The organism is Vibrio campbellii CAIM 519 = NBRC 15631 = ATCC 25920 (assembly GCF_002163755.1).
GTDB classification, from domain to species: Bacteria; Pseudomonadota; Gammaproteobacteria; order Enterobacterales; family Vibrionaceae; genus Vibrio; species Vibrio campbellii.
In genome coordinates this window covers 2,001,146-2,021,218 of the sequence record NZ_CP015863.1, presented here as the reverse complement: position 1 = coordinate 2,021,218, position 20,073 = coordinate 2,001,146, and the positions used below count along the sequence as shown (strand labels likewise).

Below are 20,073 nucleotides of genomic sequence, written 5' to 3'. Positions count from 1 at the left end.
AGGAGACTGAATGTCTTATTTGCCTTTGGACGAATACCAAAGAAAATGGATTTTTACTCACCAGTCAATGCCAATGCCAGAGGAAGAGCTCGAGTTTATCAAGCCGATGAGCCAAGCCCGCGCTGCGCAGTTCTGGAAAGAGAATATTAGTGCCCAAAGTCCGGATATGGACCGTTTGAGCTCGTCAGACTGGCCGATGAAAGAGTCGAACTGGTCAGAAGAAGTCGATTGGATGGCGGCTTGGGAAGCCGATGAACCTGAGCTACCGGAAGAGGTCGCAGCGTTTATTGATTGGCAAGACGATGTGACGGTGTACTTTTGTTATGAGAAGTACAACGTGATCGAGACAAAGTGGTCTACCTTCAAGAAACACTGGAAGAACTTCCTGTTCTATGACGATGGGCCAATTCTAATCGGTCGACGTCGCGCTCAAGCACTTTGGTTTGATTCTAAAGGTAACGTCAAACTGGGCGAGCGTCACTAAGACGTTATATTGTTAAAGCCACCGAGTTACGTCTAATAACTCGGTGGCTTTTGTGTCTCTATAGGTTTGATAAGGGACTCAATACACCTCCAGCACCGCGTTCGATCACGTGGGTGTAGATCTGAGTCGTTTTCACATCAGTATGCCCAAGTTGCTCTTGGACGGTTCGTATGTCGGCTCCTGACTCTAGAAGGTGGGTAGCAAAGCTGTGCCTAAGCGTATGGCAAGTGACAGACTTTTCTATTCCCGCGTCTTTTGCCGCTCGTTTCACCGCCCTTTGTATCGCATTCTCATTAACATGATGCCGCCTAAACTCACCAGTATCTGCATCTATGCTTAATTTGGTTGATGGGAAGAGAAAGTGCCAATTGAAATCCAGTTCCGCACCAGGGTACTTCCTTCTTAGCCCATCAGAGATATAAACACCAGCATAGCCGCCCATATGACGGTCTTTCTGATAATAATCTCTCGTTATATTGACCTGTGATTTTAGTGGTTCATGTAGCTCTTTCGCTAATGTGACTGTTCTATTCTTACCACCTTTTCCTTGCCAGGCTCTAAGCGCACCGTAGTCGTAATCAATATCTTGAATTCTTAGTCGTAAGCATTCCATGATTCGCAGGCCAGAACCATACAATAGTTGAATATGGAGTTTGTATTTGGGGTCAATATGCTGAACAAAGCGTCTCACTTCGTCTCTTGTTAACACAACGGGCAGTTTTTTCTCAGTGAGTGATTTTTGAAATCTCATATTCAATGAGAGTGGCATCTGGAAGTACTCTCGATATAAAAATGAGATGGCGTTTAATGCAAGTGCCTGCGTTTTCACTGCTACCTTTTCATCAATGGCAAGATGACTTAGAAAGCGTTCAACATCGTCTTCACAAAGTTTGGAAGGGTGAGCTAGCTGGTGGAAGACAATGTAACGCTTTATCCAAAACAGGTAGGTTTCAATGGTTTTCTTCGCATAGTGACGCGAGATCATATGCTCTTTGACGCTAAGTAAAAACTGACTTTTCATTTTCTAATTTGACTGGTTGTTTATACAGTTTTATAAACTTAGCCTTTCATTAAGAATTAGGCGTCACTTCGCCATCTAATTGCGTGTGTGAGCACACAGATTAATACTGATTTTCTATTTGTTTCATAAAGATAAGTGCTAGCATGCATACTTTCTTTTAGAATGAAAGAAGGCGGTAGCCTGCCTGAAAGGTGGCAAAAGGCCGTATAGAAAGCGTTAGCAGTACAGGAGTAACATGGCTAAGCAAATATGGGAAATAACTCCCCAAGATATACAAGATCATGCTGTATGGCAGTTTCCCTCATGGAAAGATGATAGTCATGATGAGACTGTCATTTGTCAAGCTAGCCAAGATGATGCACTAGATCCCAACTCTAACATCATTGTCAGGGCGAAATTCTTCGATGCGAATGGTAATGAGTTTATTGGTTTTATTCATTACGGATTAGCTGAAGTCGAATATTCTCAACCCAATATGTTCGTAAATGGCAAAACCGTAGGCTTTTGGTTTGGCATTACGAAGCCCAATCATAACGACATGATAAGACTAAACTTCCCTATAGTGATAACGTCAGAGTCAGTTTTTGGTTTAGAGCAGATTACAGTCACTGTCGAAGGTTATAGTTATGTCAATGAAGCATCGGCTACTTGCGTAATGTCCTGCTAACAAATTGTTTAAGAGTGATTCGGCACGCGTGGCATTTTTACCATGCTTCAGGTTTAGTGGTTAAGGTGGTATGCGGAAGCTTCGGTATTGCGTGCCTCACACCTTAACAAGGCGTTAGGTTTCTCCGCGGGAAACATCGAATTCGAGGATTTTAGATCATGGATTATGAAGCGAAGCTACGACTTGCTCACAAAGAGTTAAATGATAAAGGTGTTTGGAAGTCGAACTACAATCCACCAATTGTTAAGTGGCTACGTAAACTTGGAATGTGTTTTCCGCCACCTTATTACCAAAGTTATTTTGCAAACGTTATGCTTTGTGTGACTTTCTTTGCTCCTGTATGGGGAATCTTCCAATGGTTTCTTGTGTGGAACGAGCTAGGTAAACCAGTTTTAGAGGCCGTTTTTATCTCGTTACTTGCTGGCATTTTGTTTGGCTTTATTATGGCAACCTTCTACTACATTAGACGTAAGCAATTAAACCTAACAGATTGGGGTTCATTGGGAGAATAAGCCCAAAACCTAACAACTGTTCAAGAGGGATTCGCAACGCGTGGCATTTTCATCATGCGTTGGTTTTAGTGTTTAAGGCGGTATGCGGCGACTTCGGTATTGCGTTGCTCACCCCTTAACAGGGCGTTAGGCGCTAGAGGTAGAGGTGATATGAATCAATTAGATTGGATGAAGGCTAAATTGTTAATGCTTCCATTTGATGGTGGGGCAACTCAAGTCTATTTGCTTTCCTTATCTAAAGATGATCTTGCCCATGTTCTTAAAGTAATAGCGAAAAAAGTTTCTGAACCTAGGGTTAAAGTGATTTCAAGTGACCTGCTTGATAGAAGTATTGGACTCTCAGAGATTCTTCAAAACAAAGCGATGATACCTGAGATGGCAAAAGGTCAGTCAACTATCGCAACAAAGATGTTTAATGTAGCAGATGTTACATTTGATATATGGTCCGAGGAGAGAACAAAAACCTTTGATTTGGAAGTTTGGTTTTGGGCTGATCAGTTTTTTCTAGGTGAAGATGCTACTGACCTAAAACGGTTTAATGAGTTGCTGTCGATCCTGAGTAATATCGTTATGAAAAAACCGTACAAATGCATACTTACTCCTAACGAAGCCAGTGACCCTTTAGAAGATTTAAGAAAGGGTTACGGAATTGAGATCAAACTAGAAAGTGCCTAACAAACTGCTTAAGAGGGATTCGCAACGCGTGGCATTTTTGCTATGCGTTGATTTTAGTGCTTAAGGTGGTATGCGGCGGCTTTTGTATTGCGTTGCTCACCCCTTAGCAGGGCGTTAGCATACTTTGATAGGAGTTCAGATGGCTACGATAGTCGAACAAATTGTTAATCGAGAAATTGACTCGGTCATCGTGTACGAATCTGACCAAGTTATAGCTTTTGCAGACCATGATCCGATCAACTTTGGGCATATTTTAATTTGTCCTAAGACTCAATACCGTACTTTTATTGACCTGCCTGAGTCTGTATTTTTTGAGATCACCGACGTTGCAAGAGATTTATATAAACGTATAGAAGCTAAGTTCAATCCTGATGGTATCGGCTTTATGCAAAACAATGGAGAGGCTCCTCACTTCAACGAGCTCGATCACTACCATTTGCATATTTTCCCTAGGTTTCATGGCGACCAGTACGGTTGGGTTAGTAGTGAGCTTGGAATTCAAACTATGGATAAACTAAGAGAATCACTTAAAGATCTATAAGCATTGAAAAAGTATGCTAACAAATTGTTTAAGAGTGATTCGGCACGCGTGGCATTTTTACTATGCGTTAGGTTCAGTGGTTAAGGTGGTATGCGGTGGCTTGGGTATTGCGTGCCTCACACCTTAACAAGGCGTTATATGCCTTTGAAATTTTGGAGACCAAATGGATATTCTCATTGAGCAAGAGATCGAGTTGCATCAATACGAAATACGTCAAAGCAAAACGGATATTGAGCGTCTAATCCATCCTAGTTTTGTGGAAGTCGGTAAATCAGGTACGAGTTACGATTTCGACTCAATCATAGAGATGATGGAATGTGAAGAACCCTCAAGCACTCGCATACATTCACAGAGGTATGAATGTATTCAGCTAGAGCCTTCCGTTCAACTTCTGAGGTACGAGTCAGCTCTGGTAAGTGAATTTGGTGAAGTTAGCGATTTTGCTAAACGTTGTTCAATTTGGACATTTACTGGTACTTGCTGGCAACTCAAGTATCACCAAGGCACACCGTGCTCGCCTTTCGAGCTAGAACATAATTAAAGCTTAAGAAAACGGGCATATAACAAACTGTTCAAGAGGGATTCGCAACGCGTGGCATTTTTACTATGCGTTGGTTTTGGTGTTTAAGGTTGTATGCAGCGGCTTCGGTATTGCGTTGCTCACCCCTTAACAGGGCGTTAGGTATTCGGTATGAAATCAAGTATTACTTCAAAATTTGCGTGCCTTAATTGTAGGAAGGTGTTTAAAAAGCATAAGTATGACCAGTCCAAATCTGGTACTTGGACAGAGGTCACATATGAGGTAGTTTGTCCTCAATGTCATGGAAAAACGTACGAAACAGGTTCAGCGTTTAAAGCTCCAAAGCAGCATGATATTAAGGCATGGGAAAAGTTACGACCTCTATTCGAGAGTGGTTATATATTTACACCTGGACGGGGCAATCCGTTTGATGAAAAAGAAGTCACAACTAAACAAAAGTCTACCGCTGTACCAAAATCAGTGTTTCAAAAGCCAGCGCGAAAACGGGCAAAAAATACCTAACAAATTGCTTAAGAGTGATTCGCAACGCGTGGCATTTTTACTATGCGTTGGTTTATGTGATTAAGGTGATATGCGGGAGCTAAGGTATTGCGTTGCTCACACCTTAGCAAGGCGTTATTTCCGCAACGGATCTCTCAGGCTGAATGTACGTGGTTGTAGCCTAAGAGTGAAAGTGGCGGGGTAATAGGGTGGAAAAGCGGCGAAAAGGGCGAATATTGGTCATTTCCATGCTAGCCTTAAAGCGCTTTAAGCGCACCTTAATATGGCGCAGCAATTAAAGAGTGACGCTAAAGCGATTTAAGGTAGTGAGCTGCCAAATACTTCGGCTTCGATTTTTGCCTGCATGCCGAAAATTTCTCGTAATATCAAAAGATTAGGCGTAAACATAGCCGGCTTTGGTTGCGGAATAACAAGACGTTCAAGCCGATTCGAAACGCATTGGGGTTTTAGTGCCCAAATAGGCACGGATTTATCAGAGTTTATTTTAGGTTAGGGTGGATCTGCGTCTCTCACACCTTAACTGCGCGTTATGTGTAATTTTGGTTTCTACATCATAATTGAACGTAAGTTTATGTATTTGCTGAACTAACATTGCTTCTTCGCCTCTGTCATGGTTATCTAAAGGAATAAGACTATATAACCACAGGGATGTTTTATGAATTCTATATACGGTTCAGTGATGATATGGGCAGTTTTTATCGTCTGGTTAACTCCATTTGTATTAGTTTTAAAATCCAATAAAACCACAGGTCGAGAAAAGCTCGCTTGGGTACTTACCATACTCTTTGTTTCTTGGTTTGCTTGGGTTATCTATATGGTTATTGCACCTATCAAACCTAAAGTTGATGGTTAGCAAACTAATGGTGAGGGCGAGCAAAAATTTCACATAACAAACTGCTCAAGAGGGATTCGCAACGCGTGGCATTTTTACTATGCGTTGATTTTAGTGATTTAGGTGGTTTGCAGCGGCTTCGGTATTGCGTTGCTCACCCCTTAGCAGGGCGTTATAAATCACGGAGGTTTTGTGGAATTTATTGAAGAATTAGAAAAGCACCAAAAGCGCCGAGGTTATAAGTTTGGCAGCATAGAAAATTTTGAAGCATGGTGCGATGAAGTGCAGCCACTATTACACTTCAGCCAAAAGCACGAACGTGTATTTGAACAAGCTAAATCGGCTGCTTTAGTTACGTACAGGATAGGAAGCAAGCAAGACGCTGTTAACAACATTAATGAAGCGATAGGTATAGTTAATCAAGCTATTGTTTTTGGTAAAACAATGAAAACAGCGAGCGAACTTGAAGCAGGTGTACAGCAAGAGAGCAGTGGTGTTGCTTATCCCGAGAAGGTAACTTTATTCTGGTTGGTTAAACATGTGGAAGTGAAACACTGGCTAGGTGCAGCTGTTTTTATTATTGCGGTATTCACTGCTGGTATCAAAGTGGGAAATTCTGCTTTCTATCAAGATTACTTTCAAGCGTCATCAGCTGTAGTCGAAACCAAAACGAATTGATTTATAACAAACTGTTTAAGAGTGATTCCCAACGCGTGGCATTTTTACTATGCGTTGGTTTTAGTGTTTAAGGTAGTATGCAGTGGCTTCGGTATTGCGTTGCTCACACCTTAACAGGGCGTTATGTGCTGTAGAGGAAAATAGACATGGAAGTAGTAGAAGCTAGCCCTGATTTAGCTCCAATGTTAGCCAGTTATGCGAAAGAATGCTTCGATTCGGGTATCCCCAAATACGAAAATGTTGAGCTAAACCCTGAAGCCTATTTGTCAGGTTTGGTTGAGAGGTCTAAGGCAACCTCCGAATTACCAAATGGGTATTTGCCAAGTACAACGTACTACTGCATTTCAAACTCTGAAATCCTAGGTGCTATTCGAGTTCGCACTGGGACAAATGCGAACGTAGAGAATGTGATAGGGCATGTTGGTTACGAGACTAAACCATCAGTTCGCGGCAAAGGTGTCGCTTCATTTCTCCTGGCTTGGGTGCGCGACCATGTTGTAACTGACTCGGTTATTGTTACCTGTTCAATTGATAATCCAGCATCTCAAAAGGTTATAGAAAACTGCGGTGGTGAATATCTGGGTAACTATACAGATGACAATGAAGGCACAGTAAGGCGCTATCGTTTAGCACGCACATAACAAGCAATTTAAGAGGGATTCACAACGCTTGGCATTTTTGGTTCTACTTCAAATTTAGTGTTTATGGCACAATGCTTTAGGTTTGGGTGGAAGCGTTGTTCACCCCTTAATTGGGCGTTAGCTTTCTACAGAACTCAAAGAGGTATTCAATGGATTTGAATAGGTATGAATTGGTCATCTTTGATGCTGACGGTACACTACGGGAGTGCACTGTTGAAGGTCAGTTTTATCCGCTTGCACACGGGGAGTGGGTGTTAAAAGGTGATGTTTGTGATGTCCTCAGCGAATACGATTGGACATCCAAAAAATTTGGTATCGCGACAAATCAACCGGGTATATCTAGGGGGGAGTTTACAGAGGAGGCAAGTCTGCAACTCCTTAATGATATGGTCATAGGCGTTTTTGGTTTTCTTCCGGATAGAGAAGCCATTCAGTTTTGCCCGCATGCCATTGATGGTGAATGTGACTGTAGAAAGCCAGCAGGCGGAATGTTAAAGCGCATAATAGCGCATTTTGGTGTCGAGCCAGCATCGACGGTTTTCGTAGGTGATCGCCTTAAAGATAAAATTGCAGCGGAAAGCGCAAGTTGTGGTTTTATCTGGGTCCACGATCTTGTAAACGGAAGCTCCAAAAGCTAACAAACTGTTCAAGAGGGATTCGCAACGCGTGGCATTTTTACTATGCGTTGGTTTTAGTGATTAAGGTGGAATGCAGCGACATCGGTATTGCGTTGCTTACCCCTTAACAGGGCGTTAGCATACTTTGATAGGTGTTCAGATGGCTACGATAGTCGAACAAATTGTTAATCGTGAAATTGACTCGGTCATCGTGTACGAATCTGACCAAGTTATAGCTTTTGCAGACCATGATCCGATCAACTTTGGGCATATTTTAATTTGTCCTAAGACTCAATACCGTACATTCATTGACCTGCCTGAGTCTGTGTTTTTTGAGATCACCGACGTTGCAAGAGATTTGTATAAACGTATAGAAGCTAAGTTCAATCCCGATGGTATCGGCTTTATGCAAAACAATGGAGAGGCACCTCATTTCAACGAGCTCGATCACTACCATTTGCATATTTTCCCTAGGTTTCATGGAGACCAGTACGGTTGGGTTAGTAGTGAACTTGGAATTCAAACTATGGATAAACTAAGAGAATCACTTAAAGATCTATGAGCATTGAAAAAGTATGCTAACAAATTGTTCAAGAGTGATTCGGCACGCGTGGCATTTTTACTATGCGTTGGTTTTAGTGGTTAAGGTGGAATGCGGAGGCTTCGGTATTGCGTGCCTCACACCTTAACAAGGCGTTATAAGCACTTAACAAGTCATACATAAGGATATCAATGGAAGAACTTCAAGGTGGGCGAGAGGGGCAAATTTTTCGCTCTGAAAATCGCGTTTACCGACCTCGTGGCAAGTGGTCTGAAACAGTGCATTATTTACTCTCGTATATTGCCAAAAATGGATTTCATGCGGCTCCTAAGCCTTTCGGCTTTGATGATAAGGGTAACGAGGTCTTATCTTTTGTCGATGGTGAGGTCTTTAATTACCCGCTTAAAGGCAATATTGCTACAGAAGAAGCGCTGATTTCAGCAGCTAGTTTGCTTCGTTCATATCATGATGCGTCTAGTTCGTTCTTGTCACAACACTCAAATGACACATTAGAATGGATGCTCCCTGTTCGTGAGCCAATAGAAGTTATCTGTCACGGTGACTATGCACCATATAACGTGTCTCTGCACGGTTCAAAGGCGGTTGGTATTATTGACTTTGATACTGCACATCCAGCGCCTAGAGTTTGGGATGTTGCTTATGCTCTCTATTGTTGGGCTCCGTTTAAGACTCACAAGTACGATGCAATGGGTGATTTATCATCACAGTCATTGCGAGCGAAACAGTTCTGTGATGCCTACGGTTTACCCGAAATAGAGCGTCAGAGTATAGTGCAAACAATGATAGATAGGGTTCAGGCTTTAGTTGACCATATGCACAGCGAAGCACGTAATGGAAATCAAGCATTTATCTCTAATATCAATGATGGCCATCATCTCGCATATCTAGCAGATATCGAGTATATGCAAAGTAACTGTGAGTACATTACAGAGGCTTTGATGGGCAAAAAGTGCTTATAACAAAGCATTTAAGAGTGATTCAGCACGCTTGGCATTTTTGGTTTGGGTTAAGTTCAGTGTTTACGGTGGTAAAATTAGGAGTCGTGGTCGCGTGTTTCACACCTTAATGCGGCGTTAGTATTCAGGAGGGAAATTAGTGCTTCATCAGATAGACAAATATCAGTGTTCTGCTTGCAACATTAAATCCAAACATATTACCGTATTGATTAGGAACCCAAGTCCTTTTGCTGGTGTAAAACATCAAAAGCGTAAAGAGTTTATTGCTGGGTTAATCAAAGGCTGGGCAGTTGGTCCATTTTTAGCTTCTATGGATGAGTTTTCTCGACATACGATCTGTGAAAACTGTGGTATCAAGACGATAGAGAACTGACAAATAAGACTTCTTTTTAAGTTCGGTGTAACAGGTTGGGTCTGAATACTAACAAACTGTTCAAGAGAGATTCGCAACGCGTGGCATTTTTACTATGCGTTGGTTTAAGTGTTTAAGGTGGTATGCAGCGGCTTTGGTATTGCGTTGCTCACCCCTTAACAGGGCGTTATGCTTTTTGGAGAAAATATGGAAATTCGAAGAATCTGTTCTGATGACTTAGATGGATTTTGGGAACTTTGGCAAGGGGTGTATGACGAGGGTGCATATCTACGGAGCCCACCGCCACCAAAAGACAAAATTGAAGTTGTTCTAAATAGGATTACCAAACAACAAATTCCTCAATTTATAGCAATCGTTGATAATAAGGTTGTCGCTAGCATAGAAGCTTTTCCGGGAACTATGTGCGGCATGGGTACAGACGAAATAGGATTTGTAGGTGCTCAAGTACATGCTGATTTTAGAGGACAAGGAATTGCTAAAAGGTTACTGAAAACAGTATTGATGGATGGTCAGCGTTTTGGTTTCAAAGAGTTAAGATTAGATGTATATAAATCAAATGTCGTGGCGCAAAACTTGTATGAAAAGTTTGGCTTTAAATACACAGGACTAAACAACGAAGTGATTTTTGAATCAGGTCGAAAGGAAACTAGTCTGAATATGAGCTTGTCTTTGGCACAAGCATAACAAACGCTTTAAGACGGATTCGCAACGCGTGGCATTTGTGGTTTGCGGCAAATTCAGTGATTTAGGTGGTGTACGGAAACATCGCATTGCGTTGCTCACCACTTAAGAGGGCGTTATGCCTTTTGGGAGAAAATATGGAGTTTTACAAAGCAGATGAATATCAGACATCTTGCGAAAACCTGTATCGTAAGTACGAACTTGAGATAGCTGCTTTACTTCCAGATGCATCTATTGAGCATATTGGAGCTTCCTCAATCCCTAATGCTGTATCTAAAGGTGACCTAGACATACTTGTTGGTGTTAACGGCAAGGAACTTGAGAATGCAGTAAAGTTACTTTCTACTCTAGGTTTCAAAGAAAAATCCGATACGTTAAGAACTCCGGAGCTTTGCATGCTGGAAAATAGCTCAGGTGAGGATGTCGTTTTTCAAGTTGTAGCCAATGGTTCGGAATTTGACTTTTTTGTGGGGTTTAGAGACAAACTCCGTAGAAGTCCTGAGTTAGTTCAACGATACAATGAGCTGAAAATGTCTTGTACAGGTTGGTCTCACGAAGAGTATCGTCGGAAAAAATCAGCTTTTATTGAGCGTGTGTTAGGACAGGCATAACAAACTGTTCAAGAGTGATTCGCAACGTGTGGCATTTTCACTATGCGTTGTGTTGAGTGTTTAAGGTGGTATGCGGTAGCTTCGGCATTGCGTTGCTCACACCTTAACAGGGCGTTATGAGTACCCCCAGAATTACAGGCAAGGAGCCTAATTTGTTCAAGCTTTACTACTATCCAAACAGCGCGAGTTTGGCTCCACACTTTCTATTGCAGCATGTGAAAGCTGACTTTGAATTGTTGTTGGTAGACAAGAAGGCTCAATCCCACAAAAAGAAAGACTATCTCAGATTGAACCCTGCGGGTCGTATTCCAACTCTGATTGTCGATGGGCAGGCGGTTTTTGAAAGTGTTGCGATCTGTATTCATATTTGTGAATTACACCCTGAATCAGGGTTAATGCCAGCATTGGGTGATGCAAAGCGTCCTTTATTCTTTCAATGGCTAGCATTTCTTAACAATACGCTACAGTCAGAATTAATGATTCGCTATTACCCAAAGCGTCACACAACTAGTGAACTAGGGGCTTCAGATATAGTCTCGGCTCAAAACTCTCGCATTATGGAAGTTTTACCCATTCTTGATGAGCAACTTAAGCAACATGAATACTTAATCGGAAATGAGTTAACTGCATGCGATTACTTTCTGTTCATGTTGGCTGGGTGGCTACCAGAAGAGGCGCATGTGGAGAGTTATCAGCACTTATCGGATTATCTGAAACGTCTCTGTCGTAATCCAGTAATAAGAGCCGTTTGTGATTTTGAGGGGATTGATCTTACACCCTTTGAGTCATACTCATAACAAATTGTTCAAGAGTGATTCGGCACGCGTGGCATTTTTACTATGCGTTGGTTTTAGTGGTTAAGGTGTTATGCGTCAGCTTCGGTATTGCGTGCCTCACACCTTAACAAGGCGTTATGCGTAATTGATGGAGTACAGAATATTAGATGGAAGTTGTAGAAGCGGATAAATCGGATTTAGTTTCATTCTTTGCGTATCTTGAACATCAGCTGTCTGAAAATGGTAATGGCGAAGTTCCTCTTTTTCAGCCAATGTCCAGAGAGCAAAGTGAAGTTCCAGAAGCAACAAAAGAAAAGTTTATCCAAGGTTTTTCCCATGAGTTTGGCGATGTAGGTTGGAGAAAGCTGTGGGTTGTAAAAGACACGTATGGAAGTATCAAAGGTCATATTGATCTTCGCCACTACAATGATGAAAGCCGTTCTCATCGAGTTCTACTCGGTATGGGTGTACATGTTTCTTGTAGGAAGCAAGGTATTGGTCAAAGACTCATTGATGCTGTGATAAGTTTCTGCCAAGAAAAAGCTGAAATTGACTGGCTGGATCTTTGTGTATTATCAGAGAATTTTCCAGCAAAGAACCTCTACTTAAAATCAGGGTTCAATGTTGTTGGAGAGTTCAACGATCAATATCGAATCGATGGTTTGTCAGTCTCGGAAACAGCAATGACAAAGTGCGTCAAAAATTACGCATAACAAACTGTTCAAGAGTGATTCGCAACGCATGGCATTTTCACTATGCGTTGGTTTTAGTGTTTAAGGTGGTATGCGGCGGCTTTGGTATTGCGTTGCTCACACCTTAACAGGGCGTTAGCATTCGACAGGAGATAACATGTACATTTTGGTAGTAAGTTCGAGCTTGGATCCAAATAGTCGAAGTCGTCAAATCGCTAAGCTATGTATTGACGAACTACAATCGTTGGATAGACAAGTTAAATTTGTTGATTTGGCGGAACTTGATGTGCCAAATTTTGACAACGACAAAATATATCATACGGAACAATATAAGGCGTTACATAAGTTGACGTCTGAGGCGAGTGGTATTGTTTTATGCAGCCCAATTTATAACTGGGGATGTTGTTCTGAATTAAAGAAATACATTGAATATGTTGGGTCTACACCTCCTGATGGTAGCTTAACTGGCGCACTCTTCGATAAAGTGGTGACGTTTGTAACCTCAGCGGGGCTACCTCATAGTTACATGGCTGATTCTGCGCTCTCGACGTCACTAAGCATTGATTTCAAGTGTGTTATCAATCCTTACAACTTGTATGTTCATAATCGTCACTGGGTCAATGATACCCTTTCGGATGAAAGGCTACCCAGGCTTGAAAAATCTATGAAAGTAATGGATGAGCTCTGTAGTTTATTGAGTGCTAGAACATATAAGTCTGGGTGGGAACTGTAATGCTAACAAGGCATTTAAGAGTGATTCGAAACGCTTGGCATTTTCGCTTCGCTCAAATATAGCCAAGCGCAGCTCACACCTTAATGCGGCGTTAGGTATAAGCTATATGGTTAAACACAGTGGAGTGTGAAGGTTGAAAATGAGGAGTTCGATTATTAAGATGAACGAGAAAGCTTACAGCCACTTCAGTTGGTTCAAACTGATGTTCTTAATTATAGCTTTAGTTCTGATATTATTGAATAGTATAATTGTATTCACAAAGATTGATTCGGAAGGATTTTTTAATCGATTTCTATTTTATTTTTCGGCTCTTGATCTTGTGATAATCGCATGTGTTGTGTTTAAAGTCCGAGCTGCAGTTGAGGCCTTGTGTATTAGTACGACAACTCAAATTGTTTTATATATTTTTTGCTTATCTACTAAGATACTCTTTGAGGTTTTAAATATAACAGTGCCAATGGTTGTAACGCACATAATGTCGTTGTTACATAATTGGTTTGATATACTTGTTGTAGCGCTGTTGGCTTTTGAATATGATAAAATTTCAATTTTCTATCAGTCACTAGTGAATTCCTTTCCAAGTGGGGAATTTTCTATAAATAGTACTGATAACTTTCCCCCTGAAATAAATGTGCTAAAGAGTTGTTTAATTTTAGTTGCTGATCTTAGTATTATGTTTTTCCTAAAAAATAGGTCTTACAAAGGTCAATATACCTAACAAGAGACTGTGGTTTCAAGATACTTTTTCTAATTTGAACGAAATGGTTTAGATCAGCACGTCTAAAACATTTCTGTCCAAAGACGTGTTGACGCCGTTCTCGGCAAACACGTCTTTTGCCCTGTTTCCGTTTAGAGAAAAAACGGACTCACATTCTTTTAATGTGTCACTTCCCTATTATTCCAGAGATCGGCGCTGTGATCTTGGCATGTCCTAAGTTAACTTTTGCACCTTGCACAAGACCTGAGTACTCTTTAATACCAGCAACAGATGTAAGATATCCCCTTTGTGAGCAACACTACCCTCTTCAAAGTATCTCTTCCTAATAATACCATCAACTTGAGAGCGGACATCCACTTTACGATGTGAAAAAGTGCGTCCTGAAACTTCGTCATATAACATTAATGGCCTTGTCTGAACAATAACCGTATCAACCGAAGCCACTTTTTTAACCTCTAAAGCAAGAGCTGGGAAATTTATTAGTGTCGATAAAATTAATACATAAGAAAATGAAAAAAATTCTTTTTAGATATAGAAAAATACATAGTTAGATATTATTTAGATAAATTAAGTTAGGAGTAAATTCTTCTGCCGAAAAGACGACTGAGCTGATGCCTCTTTTATTATATTTTTGACATCTTTGTCATGCATCACAAGCAAATAGATTGACGCTAGCATAGTGATAAGCTCTGTTGTGGGCGCGATTAACCAAACGCCATCCATACCAAATAGTGACGGTAACACAATAACACAAGGCATTAAGACAACAAGGCTTCTCAATGATGCGATGAAAGACGACTGTTTGGCTTTGCCGCTGGCAGTAAAGTAACTGGTGCTTGTCATATTGAATCCGAGAAACAGAAAAGCTAATGCACAAATGGGTAAACCTTTTGAAATCAGCGCATTCACATCACTATTATCGACAAAAAATTGCCCGTAATCTTGATGAAATATGGATAACAACAGCCACAGGGCAGCGCCAAGCATCACTACATACAGTATGGTGGTATTACGAAGCTTCTTAGCCAGTTCGAAACGTTTTGCGCCCACATAGAAGCCAATTAAAGGTCCAACACCTTGATTAAATCCACTCACTATCATGGAGAAAATCATCGAGGTGTAGCTGACCACCGTCATGGCTGCAACGCCTGTCACCCCGCTTACTTTAATGATGGCGGCATTCAGTGCTGCGATGGTAAAGCAAAGAGATATTTGAGCGATAAACTCAGAGCTACCATTTTTGAGCATATTGGCGCAAAAGACACGCTGTAAATCAAAGCGAGCGAAGCCGAAATGCTTTGATTTAAACTTAAAGTAGGCGAGGCCAAAACACTGACAAAGCAGCACTGCAATGATGGAGGCAATAGCAATACCGGCTATCCCAGCGTTAAACACCGCAACAAACAAATAGTTTAAAATAACATTGAGTAGCAGAGATAAAAGCGAGAGTTTGAAGGCTAAAATGGGTTTGCCTTCTGCTCGCGCAAAAATGCCATAAATGACATTAAGAATTGAAAAGGGATAGGCAAAAACCATCCAAAAATAGTAGTTAAGGAATTCAGTTTTGACGGTGTTATCGACGTCGAACAAATGGCTAAGCGGCTCTAGAAAAAAAGAAAAACACAAACTTAATCCTGCTAATGAGATAAGAACACTCGCAAGGGTTTGATTAAAGCCGTTGTTTGCCTGTTCAAATTCTTGACTGCCAAGGGCACGAATACTTTGGATGGCACCGCCCACTCCCGTCATTAAGCCAACACCAAGAAAAATATACAGAATAGGTAAACCTAAATTAACCGCTGCAAGTGCGGATTTACCGAGATAACTACCGATAAAAAAGCCGTCTACGATACTGACCATGGACATAATAATCATGGCCGCAATGGCAGGAATGGCTGACTTTAAAATGGAAGAAGGTATCCGTTTTTCGATAATGTCCAAGTTCATATTTACAGCCCTAATTTTTGAACGTTTTTTATTTCATTAAGCATATAATGCAGTATGTTATGCGACCAGCTTTTGGCGCATAGTTGAGTTACCTTAGATATGCTTTTTCTCTTTGATTTCGATTGTCGATATATTAATAAGAGCGAAACAAAAATACCTAACCGATATTGCTGTTTTCTTCCACAGAAGAAACCAATTAAACCCCATGAGATATCGTCGACAAGGCATTGCTTTAACAATAAGGGGTAACCTGAAAGGGTATAGTTCCTAATGGTTTTATAATTCAGAAGAATCGATAACAAGCTTTTGTCCAAAACCTCCACAGGTTGAATTTTTACCCATGGCATTTTCTAACTCGAAAATGCCTCATTCCTTCTCAGCGCTAAAGTCTAACCACAATCTGAAATTGTAAGTTTGCCTTATCTATAGTCATCAGAAAGAGTGGCGACGTAAGCTTTTTAAAAATTATGCGTCATCTTGCAATCTAATGTTCAACACACCTCACTAACCTATTGATTTTAAATTGAACTGCGTTTACAAAGATTGCATGATAGGAGTATGAAAAACGGCTGAAAGCCGTATAGAAAGCGTTATGCCTTTTGGGAGCAAATATGCAGTTTTACAAAGCAGATGAATATCAGGCATCTTGTGAAAGCCTATATCGTAAGTATGCACTTGAGATAGCTGCTTTACTTCCAGATGCATCTATTGAGCACATTGGATCTTCCTCTATCCCTAATGCCGTATCTAAGTGTGACCTAGACATACTTGTTGGCGTCAACGGCAAGGAACTAGAGAACGCAGTAAAGTTACTTTCTACTCTAGGCTTCAACGAAAAATCCGATACGTTAAGAACTCCAGAGCTTTGCATGCTGGAAAATAGTTCAGGTGAGGATGTCGCTTTTCAAGTTGTAGCTACTGGTTCGGAGTTTGAGTTTTTTGTGGGGTTTAGAGACAAACTCCGTAAAAGTCCTGAGTTAGTTCAACGATACAATGAGCTGAAAATGTCTTGTACAGGTTGGTCTCAAGAAGAGTATCGTAGGGAGAAATCAGCTTTTATTGAGCACGTGTTAGGACAGGCATAACAAACTGTTTAAGAGTGATTCGCAACGCGTGGCATTTTCAACATGCGTCGCGTTTAGTGTTTAAGGTAGTATGCGGCAGCATGGTATTGCATTGCTCACACCTTAACAGGGCGTTATGCTTTTCGGGAGGGTATATGGAAGTATCGCTGTACAGCGCAAAGGGATCGAATAGCGCTGAAAGGGTGGAGTGGGTCCTCAATTTTAAGGGGATAGATTACGAAAGAATTGAGATTAGCTCTGACGAACTAGCGACGACATACCTAGATATAAATCCGTTTGGCTATGTCCCATCTCTTCGCGTCGATGGTTCGATATTTTCTGAATCAATGGCAATTGTTGAGTATTTGGAAGAACGCTTTCCTTATCCAGGCTTGTTTGGCAAAAGCCTTAATGAAAAAACACTCATCCGTAGAGTTTGTGAATACGTAAACTCTAGTATTCACTCTCCCCAAAACAGGACTGTATTAAGGTTCATGCGCCCAGAGCTAGATGAGACGTCAAAGCGTGAACTTCGTGGAGTTTGGATTATGCGGTGCCTAGAAAAGTTAAGTGCGTCGATCTGTCGAGAGTCAGGGTTTGCAGTAGGCAAGGACTTCAGCGTAGCCGACATATTTGTGGCTTCAATCTACAAAAAAGCGTTGCAACATGGTTGTACTAGAAACAGCTTTTACGACAAGCATTTGATGTACATAAGGGCAAATGACCGTGTCGTGGTTTCAGAACCACAAGCATAACAAACAATTTAAGAGTGATTCTGCACGCGTGGCATTTTCACCATGCGTTGGTTTAAGCGATTAAGGTGGTATGCGGTGGCATTGGTATTGCGTGCCTCACACCTTAATTGGGCGTTATATGTTTGAGGATATCTTATGTTCTGGAATAAAAGAAAGTCTCGTCTTGAAGGTTTAGTTATAAAGAGATCGTCTGATGTAGACCTAGTTGAGCAACTCGAAAAGGATATTGAGCTGTATGTTTCAGAAACCAACGACTCAACAGAGCAAGCACTGGAACGCATCTATTCAATTATGTTTTATCAAGACCTCAGTTACGAAGAAGCCGTAAAAACTCGTGAAGGCAGAGAAGTGATGTACCAATTGCTTCTACATCGCCAATGGATTGGATTTCAGCTTGAATTATTAAGAACTGAAAAGGCTAGATCTCTTGGTGTTGCTAAAGCAGGGTATAAGGATTCCAACGATAACGTTGTTATGAACCGCCAAATGAGCCTTTTATTAGATCAGTTTGTTAGCGAAACCTCAGAGTTTTTTAAAGCCGAGCTGAAAGAGTTCGACGCAGAATAAACATATAACAAAGCGTTTAAGGCAGATTCACAACGCATGGCATTTGCAGTTTAAATTAGCTTTTGTGTTTACGGCACAATGGGTTAGGTTGGGTGGTAGCGTTGCTCACTACTTAACGCGGCGTTATACCTTATCGGAGGAAATTACATGGAGTTAGTTGTACCATCGCAAGAGTTTAAGTCTGCGTTTGAACGGTTCTATGAGGACTTTGCTCAAAACGATGTTGAAAATGCAGAGTATTACCTTGAAGGTAAAGTTGATTTTTCCAAATATGTTCAGCGCTTGGGTGACGAAGCTACGGGTATAAACTTACGTGACGGTTATGTACCATGTAGTCATTTCTGGCTGATAGATAGTACAAGGTCTATTCTCGGAGCTATTCGGGTTCGCCATAATATCGACAATGATTTCCTCTCTTTAGAAGGTGGGCATATTGGTTACGATATAGCCCCCTCATATCGTAGGAAGGGTAACGGTAAGTTAATGCTGAAGTTGGCGCTTTCGAAAGCTTCCGCTCTTGGCATCGAGCGAGCACTGCTGACTGCTGATGAAGATAACTTTGCATCGCGTGGTGTTATCGAAGCTAACGGTGGTGAGTTTGAAAAAATCGTTATAGGTAAGGTGTTTCCAAATCCTTTGGCTAGGTATTGGGTCAGCTGTAAGTAACGGTATAACAATCTGTTTAAGAGTGATTCGCAACGCGTGGCATTTTTACTATGCGTTGCGTATGGTGTTTAAGGTGGTATGCGGCAACATCGGTATTGCGTTGCTCACACCTTAACAGGGCGTTAGGAATATTAGGAGACTACGTGGAATTAAATGGTTTTTTGACGTGTAACTTTAGACCTAGAGATTATAGCGGGAATGACTCTGATATTTGTGATTTAGATATTTATGCTATAACTCAGATCTCAAACCTATATTCGAACAATCTAGTTCATGGTTCTGATAAGTACTATAAAATTGACATCGATTGGAATAAATTGGTTGATGCAGTTTCAAAAAGTTATGATCTTAATAGTGAGTATTACGCAATTATAGAAGGGCAAAGGCATAAAATCCTTGCTCAATTTAGCATTGATACTAATGAAGCCAGTGCTTAGGGTAAAGTTGAGTTGCCAGTCACTTTACATTTGTCTGACATTAATGAGCTTAGTGATGCTTTTGAAGCTTCAAAAAAATTACTAATGGACATTTTTTTGGTGGCTAACATCAGCATGCCGGGTGTGCTTGATTTATATAATTCTACATTGGCAATAGAACATGCTGAGTATAGATTTAATTTGTCACATTTCTACTTCTCCCAATCTCTTAACTCAACAGTTGAAGGGCCTATAGCACTGTCAACAACGTTGGAAGTCGCAACAGTAAAGAGTTGGTTTGATAATTTGAATATCGGCTCAAAGCTAGAATCTGAACATTCAATTGAAAGAGCTATTTTCTCCTTGTTGCATATATGCCACCTTGATGCTGATGTAAGTATGGTATCGTGGGTTTTTCATGCTTTAGAAGCTATTTACGGAACTAAATCTGGTCGGGGGTTCAACGATATCGCATCTAAGGCAATATTTTTGCTAGATATTCCTGTAAATAAGCAAAAGCGTTTTAAAGCTGATTTACGTAAGCTCAATGACCTACGAAGCTCATTTATACATGGAGGATACAAGGTAGTTCATCCATTAAACAAAGAATATGATTTAGCGGTCCATGAATTGCTGGAATTTGGTGTACTTATCATTATCAATAGTATCCAGATATTAGCTTATAAAAAGTGGGTTGAGCTTAGCGTACAGGAAGTGTTTGTTGGTGTTCCTCAAACATATTCCTAACAAACTGTTTAAGAGTGATTCGCAACGCGTGGCATTTTTACTATGCGTTGCGCTTAGTGTTTAAGGTGGTATGCGGATGCTTTGGTATTGCGTTGCTCA

28 protein-coding genes are annotated in these 20,073 nt (G+C 40.9%); 25 read left to right on the top strand and 3 right to left on the bottom strand.

The features are described 5' to 3' along the window. The first annotated feature begins 10 nt into the window (after nt 1-10). Entirely contained in the window at nt 11-484 is a 474-nt protein-coding gene (locus A8140_RS09760) for a DUF2947 domain-containing protein (RefSeq protein WP_005434054.1), read from the top strand. Between the two features lie 58 nt (nt 485-542). Here A8140_RS09760 and A8140_RS09755 read toward each other — a convergent pair whose 3' ends face one another. Next, complete coding sequence (locus tag A8140_RS09755; RefSeq protein WP_005534790.1) at nt 543-1,505, bottom strand: integron integrase; 963 nt, start codon at nt 1,503-1,505, stop codon at nt 543-545. Nucleotides 1,506-1,740: 235 nt separating this feature from the next. Between A8140_RS09755 and A8140_RS09750 the strand changes: the two genes are divergently transcribed. The 18 genes from A8140_RS09750 (at nt 1,741) to A8140_RS09605 (ending at nt 13,094) form a co-directional block, all read left to right on the top strand. Beyond that, complete coding sequence (locus A8140_RS09750; protein WP_005537477.1) at nt 1,741-2,172, top strand: hypothetical protein; 432 nt, start codon at nt 1,741-1,743, stop codon at nt 2,170-2,172. A gap of 158 nt (nt 2,173-2,330) precedes the next feature. After that, nucleotides 2,331-2,684, top strand: coding sequence for a DUF6404 family protein (locus A8140_RS09740; protein ID WP_005537168.1), 354 nt, complete (start codon nt 2,331-2,333; stop codon nt 2,682-2,684). Nucleotides 2,685-2,834: 150 nt separating this feature from the next. After that, a complete protein-coding gene (locus A8140_RS09730) occupies nt 2,835-3,359 on the top strand; it encodes a hypothetical protein (protein ID WP_005537164.1) in 525 nt (174 codons plus the stop codon). A gap of 139 nt (nt 3,360-3,498) precedes the next feature. Beyond that, on the top strand, nt 3,499-3,900 hold the full coding sequence (locus tag A8140_RS09720) for an HIT family protein (protein ID WP_005537025.1): 402 nt from the start codon (nt 3,499-3,501) through the stop codon (nt 3,898-3,900). A gap of 163 nt (nt 3,901-4,063) precedes the next feature. Next, nucleotides 4,064-4,441, top strand: a complete 378-nt coding sequence (locus A8140_RS09710; RefSeq protein ID WP_005537159.1) for a nuclear transport factor 2 family protein — start codon at nt 4,064-4,066, stop codon at nt 4,439-4,441. 150 nt (nt 4,442-4,591) lie between these two features. After that, nucleotides 4,592-4,942 (top strand): hypothetical protein, encoded by a 351-nt coding sequence (locus A8140_RS09700; protein WP_005537156.1) that lies wholly within the window; start codon nt 4,592-4,594, stop codon nt 4,940-4,942. A 655-nt stretch (nt 4,943-5,597) separates the two neighbouring features. Further along, complete coding sequence (locus A8140_RS09690; protein WP_005537014.1) at nt 5,598-5,795, top strand: hypothetical protein; 198 nt, start codon at nt 5,598-5,600, stop codon at nt 5,793-5,795. Nucleotides 5,796-5,966: 171 nt separating this feature from the next. Further along, on the top strand, nt 5,967-6,452 hold the full coding sequence (locus tag A8140_RS09680; RefSeq protein ID WP_005537015.1) for a hypothetical protein: 486 nt from the start codon (nt 5,967-5,969) through the stop codon (nt 6,450-6,452). Nucleotides 6,453-6,598: 146 nt separating this feature from the next. Further along, entirely contained in the window at nt 6,599-7,093 is a 495-nt protein-coding gene (locus A8140_RS09670; protein WP_005537019.1) for a GNAT family N-acetyltransferase, read from the top strand. 149 nt (nt 7,094-7,242) lie between these two features. Next, entirely contained in the window at nt 7,243-7,731 is a 489-nt protein-coding gene (locus A8140_RS09665) for an HAD-IIIA family hydrolase (protein WP_005537021.1), read from the top strand. Between the two features lie 139 nt (nt 7,732-7,870). Beyond that, a complete protein-coding gene (locus tag A8140_RS09655; protein ID WP_005537025.1) occupies nt 7,871-8,272 on the top strand; it encodes an HIT family protein in 402 nt (133 codons plus the stop codon). A 170-nt stretch (nt 8,273-8,442) separates the two neighbouring features. Next, nucleotides 8,443-9,231: a phosphotransferase gene (locus A8140_RS09645; RefSeq protein WP_087490653.1), complete on the top strand. Its 789-nt coding sequence runs from the start codon at nt 8,443-8,445 to the stop codon at nt 9,229-9,231. A 136-nt stretch (nt 9,232-9,367) separates the two neighbouring features. Further along, nucleotides 9,368-9,601 carry a hypothetical protein gene (locus A8140_RS09640; RefSeq protein WP_005377029.1) on the top strand — a complete coding sequence of 78 codons (234 nt, stop codon included), beginning with the start codon at nt 9,368-9,370 and terminating at the stop codon, nt 9,599-9,601. Nucleotides 9,602-9,787: 186 nt separating this feature from the next. Then, nucleotides 9,788-10,285, top strand: coding sequence for a GNAT family N-acetyltransferase (locus A8140_RS09635; protein WP_050566986.1), 498 nt, complete (start codon nt 9,788-9,790; stop codon nt 10,283-10,285). Nucleotides 10,286-10,419: 134 nt separating this feature from the next. Then, nucleotides 10,420-10,893, top strand: a complete 474-nt coding sequence (locus A8140_RS09630) for a GrpB family protein (RefSeq protein ID WP_038863942.1) — start codon at nt 10,420-10,422, stop codon at nt 10,891-10,893. A 152-nt stretch (nt 10,894-11,045) separates the two neighbouring features. Then, nucleotides 11,046-11,690: a glutathione S-transferase family protein gene (locus A8140_RS09625; protein ID WP_005537364.1), complete on the top strand. Its 645-nt coding sequence runs from the start codon at nt 11,046-11,048 to the stop codon at nt 11,688-11,690. A gap of 146 nt (nt 11,691-11,836) precedes the next feature. Continuing rightward, the gene (locus A8140_RS09615) at nt 11,837-12,382 is read left to right on the top strand and encodes a GNAT family N-acetyltransferase (RefSeq protein ID WP_038864150.1); all 546 of its coding nucleotides are present in this window, start codon (nt 11,837-11,839) and stop codon (nt 12,380-12,382) included. Nucleotides 12,383-12,518: 136 nt separating this feature from the next. After that, nucleotides 12,519-13,094: an NADPH-dependent FMN reductase gene (locus tag A8140_RS09605; protein WP_005536223.1), complete on the top strand. Its 576-nt coding sequence runs from the start codon at nt 12,519-12,521 to the stop codon at nt 13,092-13,094. A gap of 931 nt (nt 13,095-14,025) precedes the next feature. Here A8140_RS09605 and A8140_RS26105 read toward each other — a convergent pair. Continuing rightward, nucleotides 14,026-14,214 (bottom strand): hypothetical protein, encoded by a 189-nt coding sequence (locus A8140_RS26105; RefSeq protein ID WP_472579705.1) that lies wholly within the window; start codon nt 14,212-14,214, stop codon nt 14,026-14,028. Between the two features lie 165 nt (nt 14,215-14,379). Then, nucleotides 14,380-15,759 (bottom strand): MATE family efflux transporter, encoded by a 1,380-nt coding sequence (locus A8140_RS09595; protein WP_005536218.1) that lies wholly within the window; start codon nt 15,757-15,759, stop codon nt 14,380-14,382. A 611-nt stretch (nt 15,760-16,370) separates the two neighbouring features. Between A8140_RS09595 and A8140_RS09585 the strand changes: the two genes are divergently transcribed. From A8140_RS09585 to A8140_RS09555, 6 genes are all read left to right on the top strand, one after another. Continuing rightward, complete coding sequence (locus A8140_RS09585; RefSeq protein ID WP_005536217.1) at nt 16,371-16,844, top strand: GrpB family protein; 474 nt, start codon at nt 16,371-16,373, stop codon at nt 16,842-16,844. A gap of 134 nt (nt 16,845-16,978) precedes the next feature. After that, the gene (locus A8140_RS09580; RefSeq protein WP_005536216.1) at nt 16,979-17,578 is read left to right on the top strand and encodes a glutathione S-transferase family protein; all 600 of its coding nucleotides are present in this window, start codon (nt 16,979-16,981) and stop codon (nt 17,576-17,578) included. Between the two features lie 135 nt (nt 17,579-17,713). After that, complete coding sequence (locus A8140_RS09575) at nt 17,714-18,145, top strand: hypothetical protein (protein ID WP_005536215.1); 432 nt, start codon at nt 17,714-17,716, stop codon at nt 18,143-18,145. A gap of 147 nt (nt 18,146-18,292) precedes the next feature. Beyond that, nucleotides 18,293-18,811, top strand: coding sequence for a GNAT family N-acetyltransferase (locus A8140_RS09570; RefSeq protein WP_005536213.1), 519 nt, complete (start codon nt 18,293-18,295; stop codon nt 18,809-18,811). Between the two features lie 143 nt (nt 18,812-18,954). Beyond that, nucleotides 18,955-19,248 (top strand): hypothetical protein, encoded by a 294-nt coding sequence (locus tag A8140_RS09560; protein ID WP_005536208.1) that lies wholly within the window; start codon nt 18,955-18,957, stop codon nt 19,246-19,248. A 12-nt stretch (nt 19,249-19,260) separates the two neighbouring features. Then, a complete protein-coding gene (locus A8140_RS09555) occupies nt 19,261-19,974 on the top strand; it encodes a hypothetical protein (RefSeq protein WP_005536206.1) in 714 nt (237 codons plus the stop codon). Nucleotides 19,975-20,073: the final 99 nt, after the last annotated feature.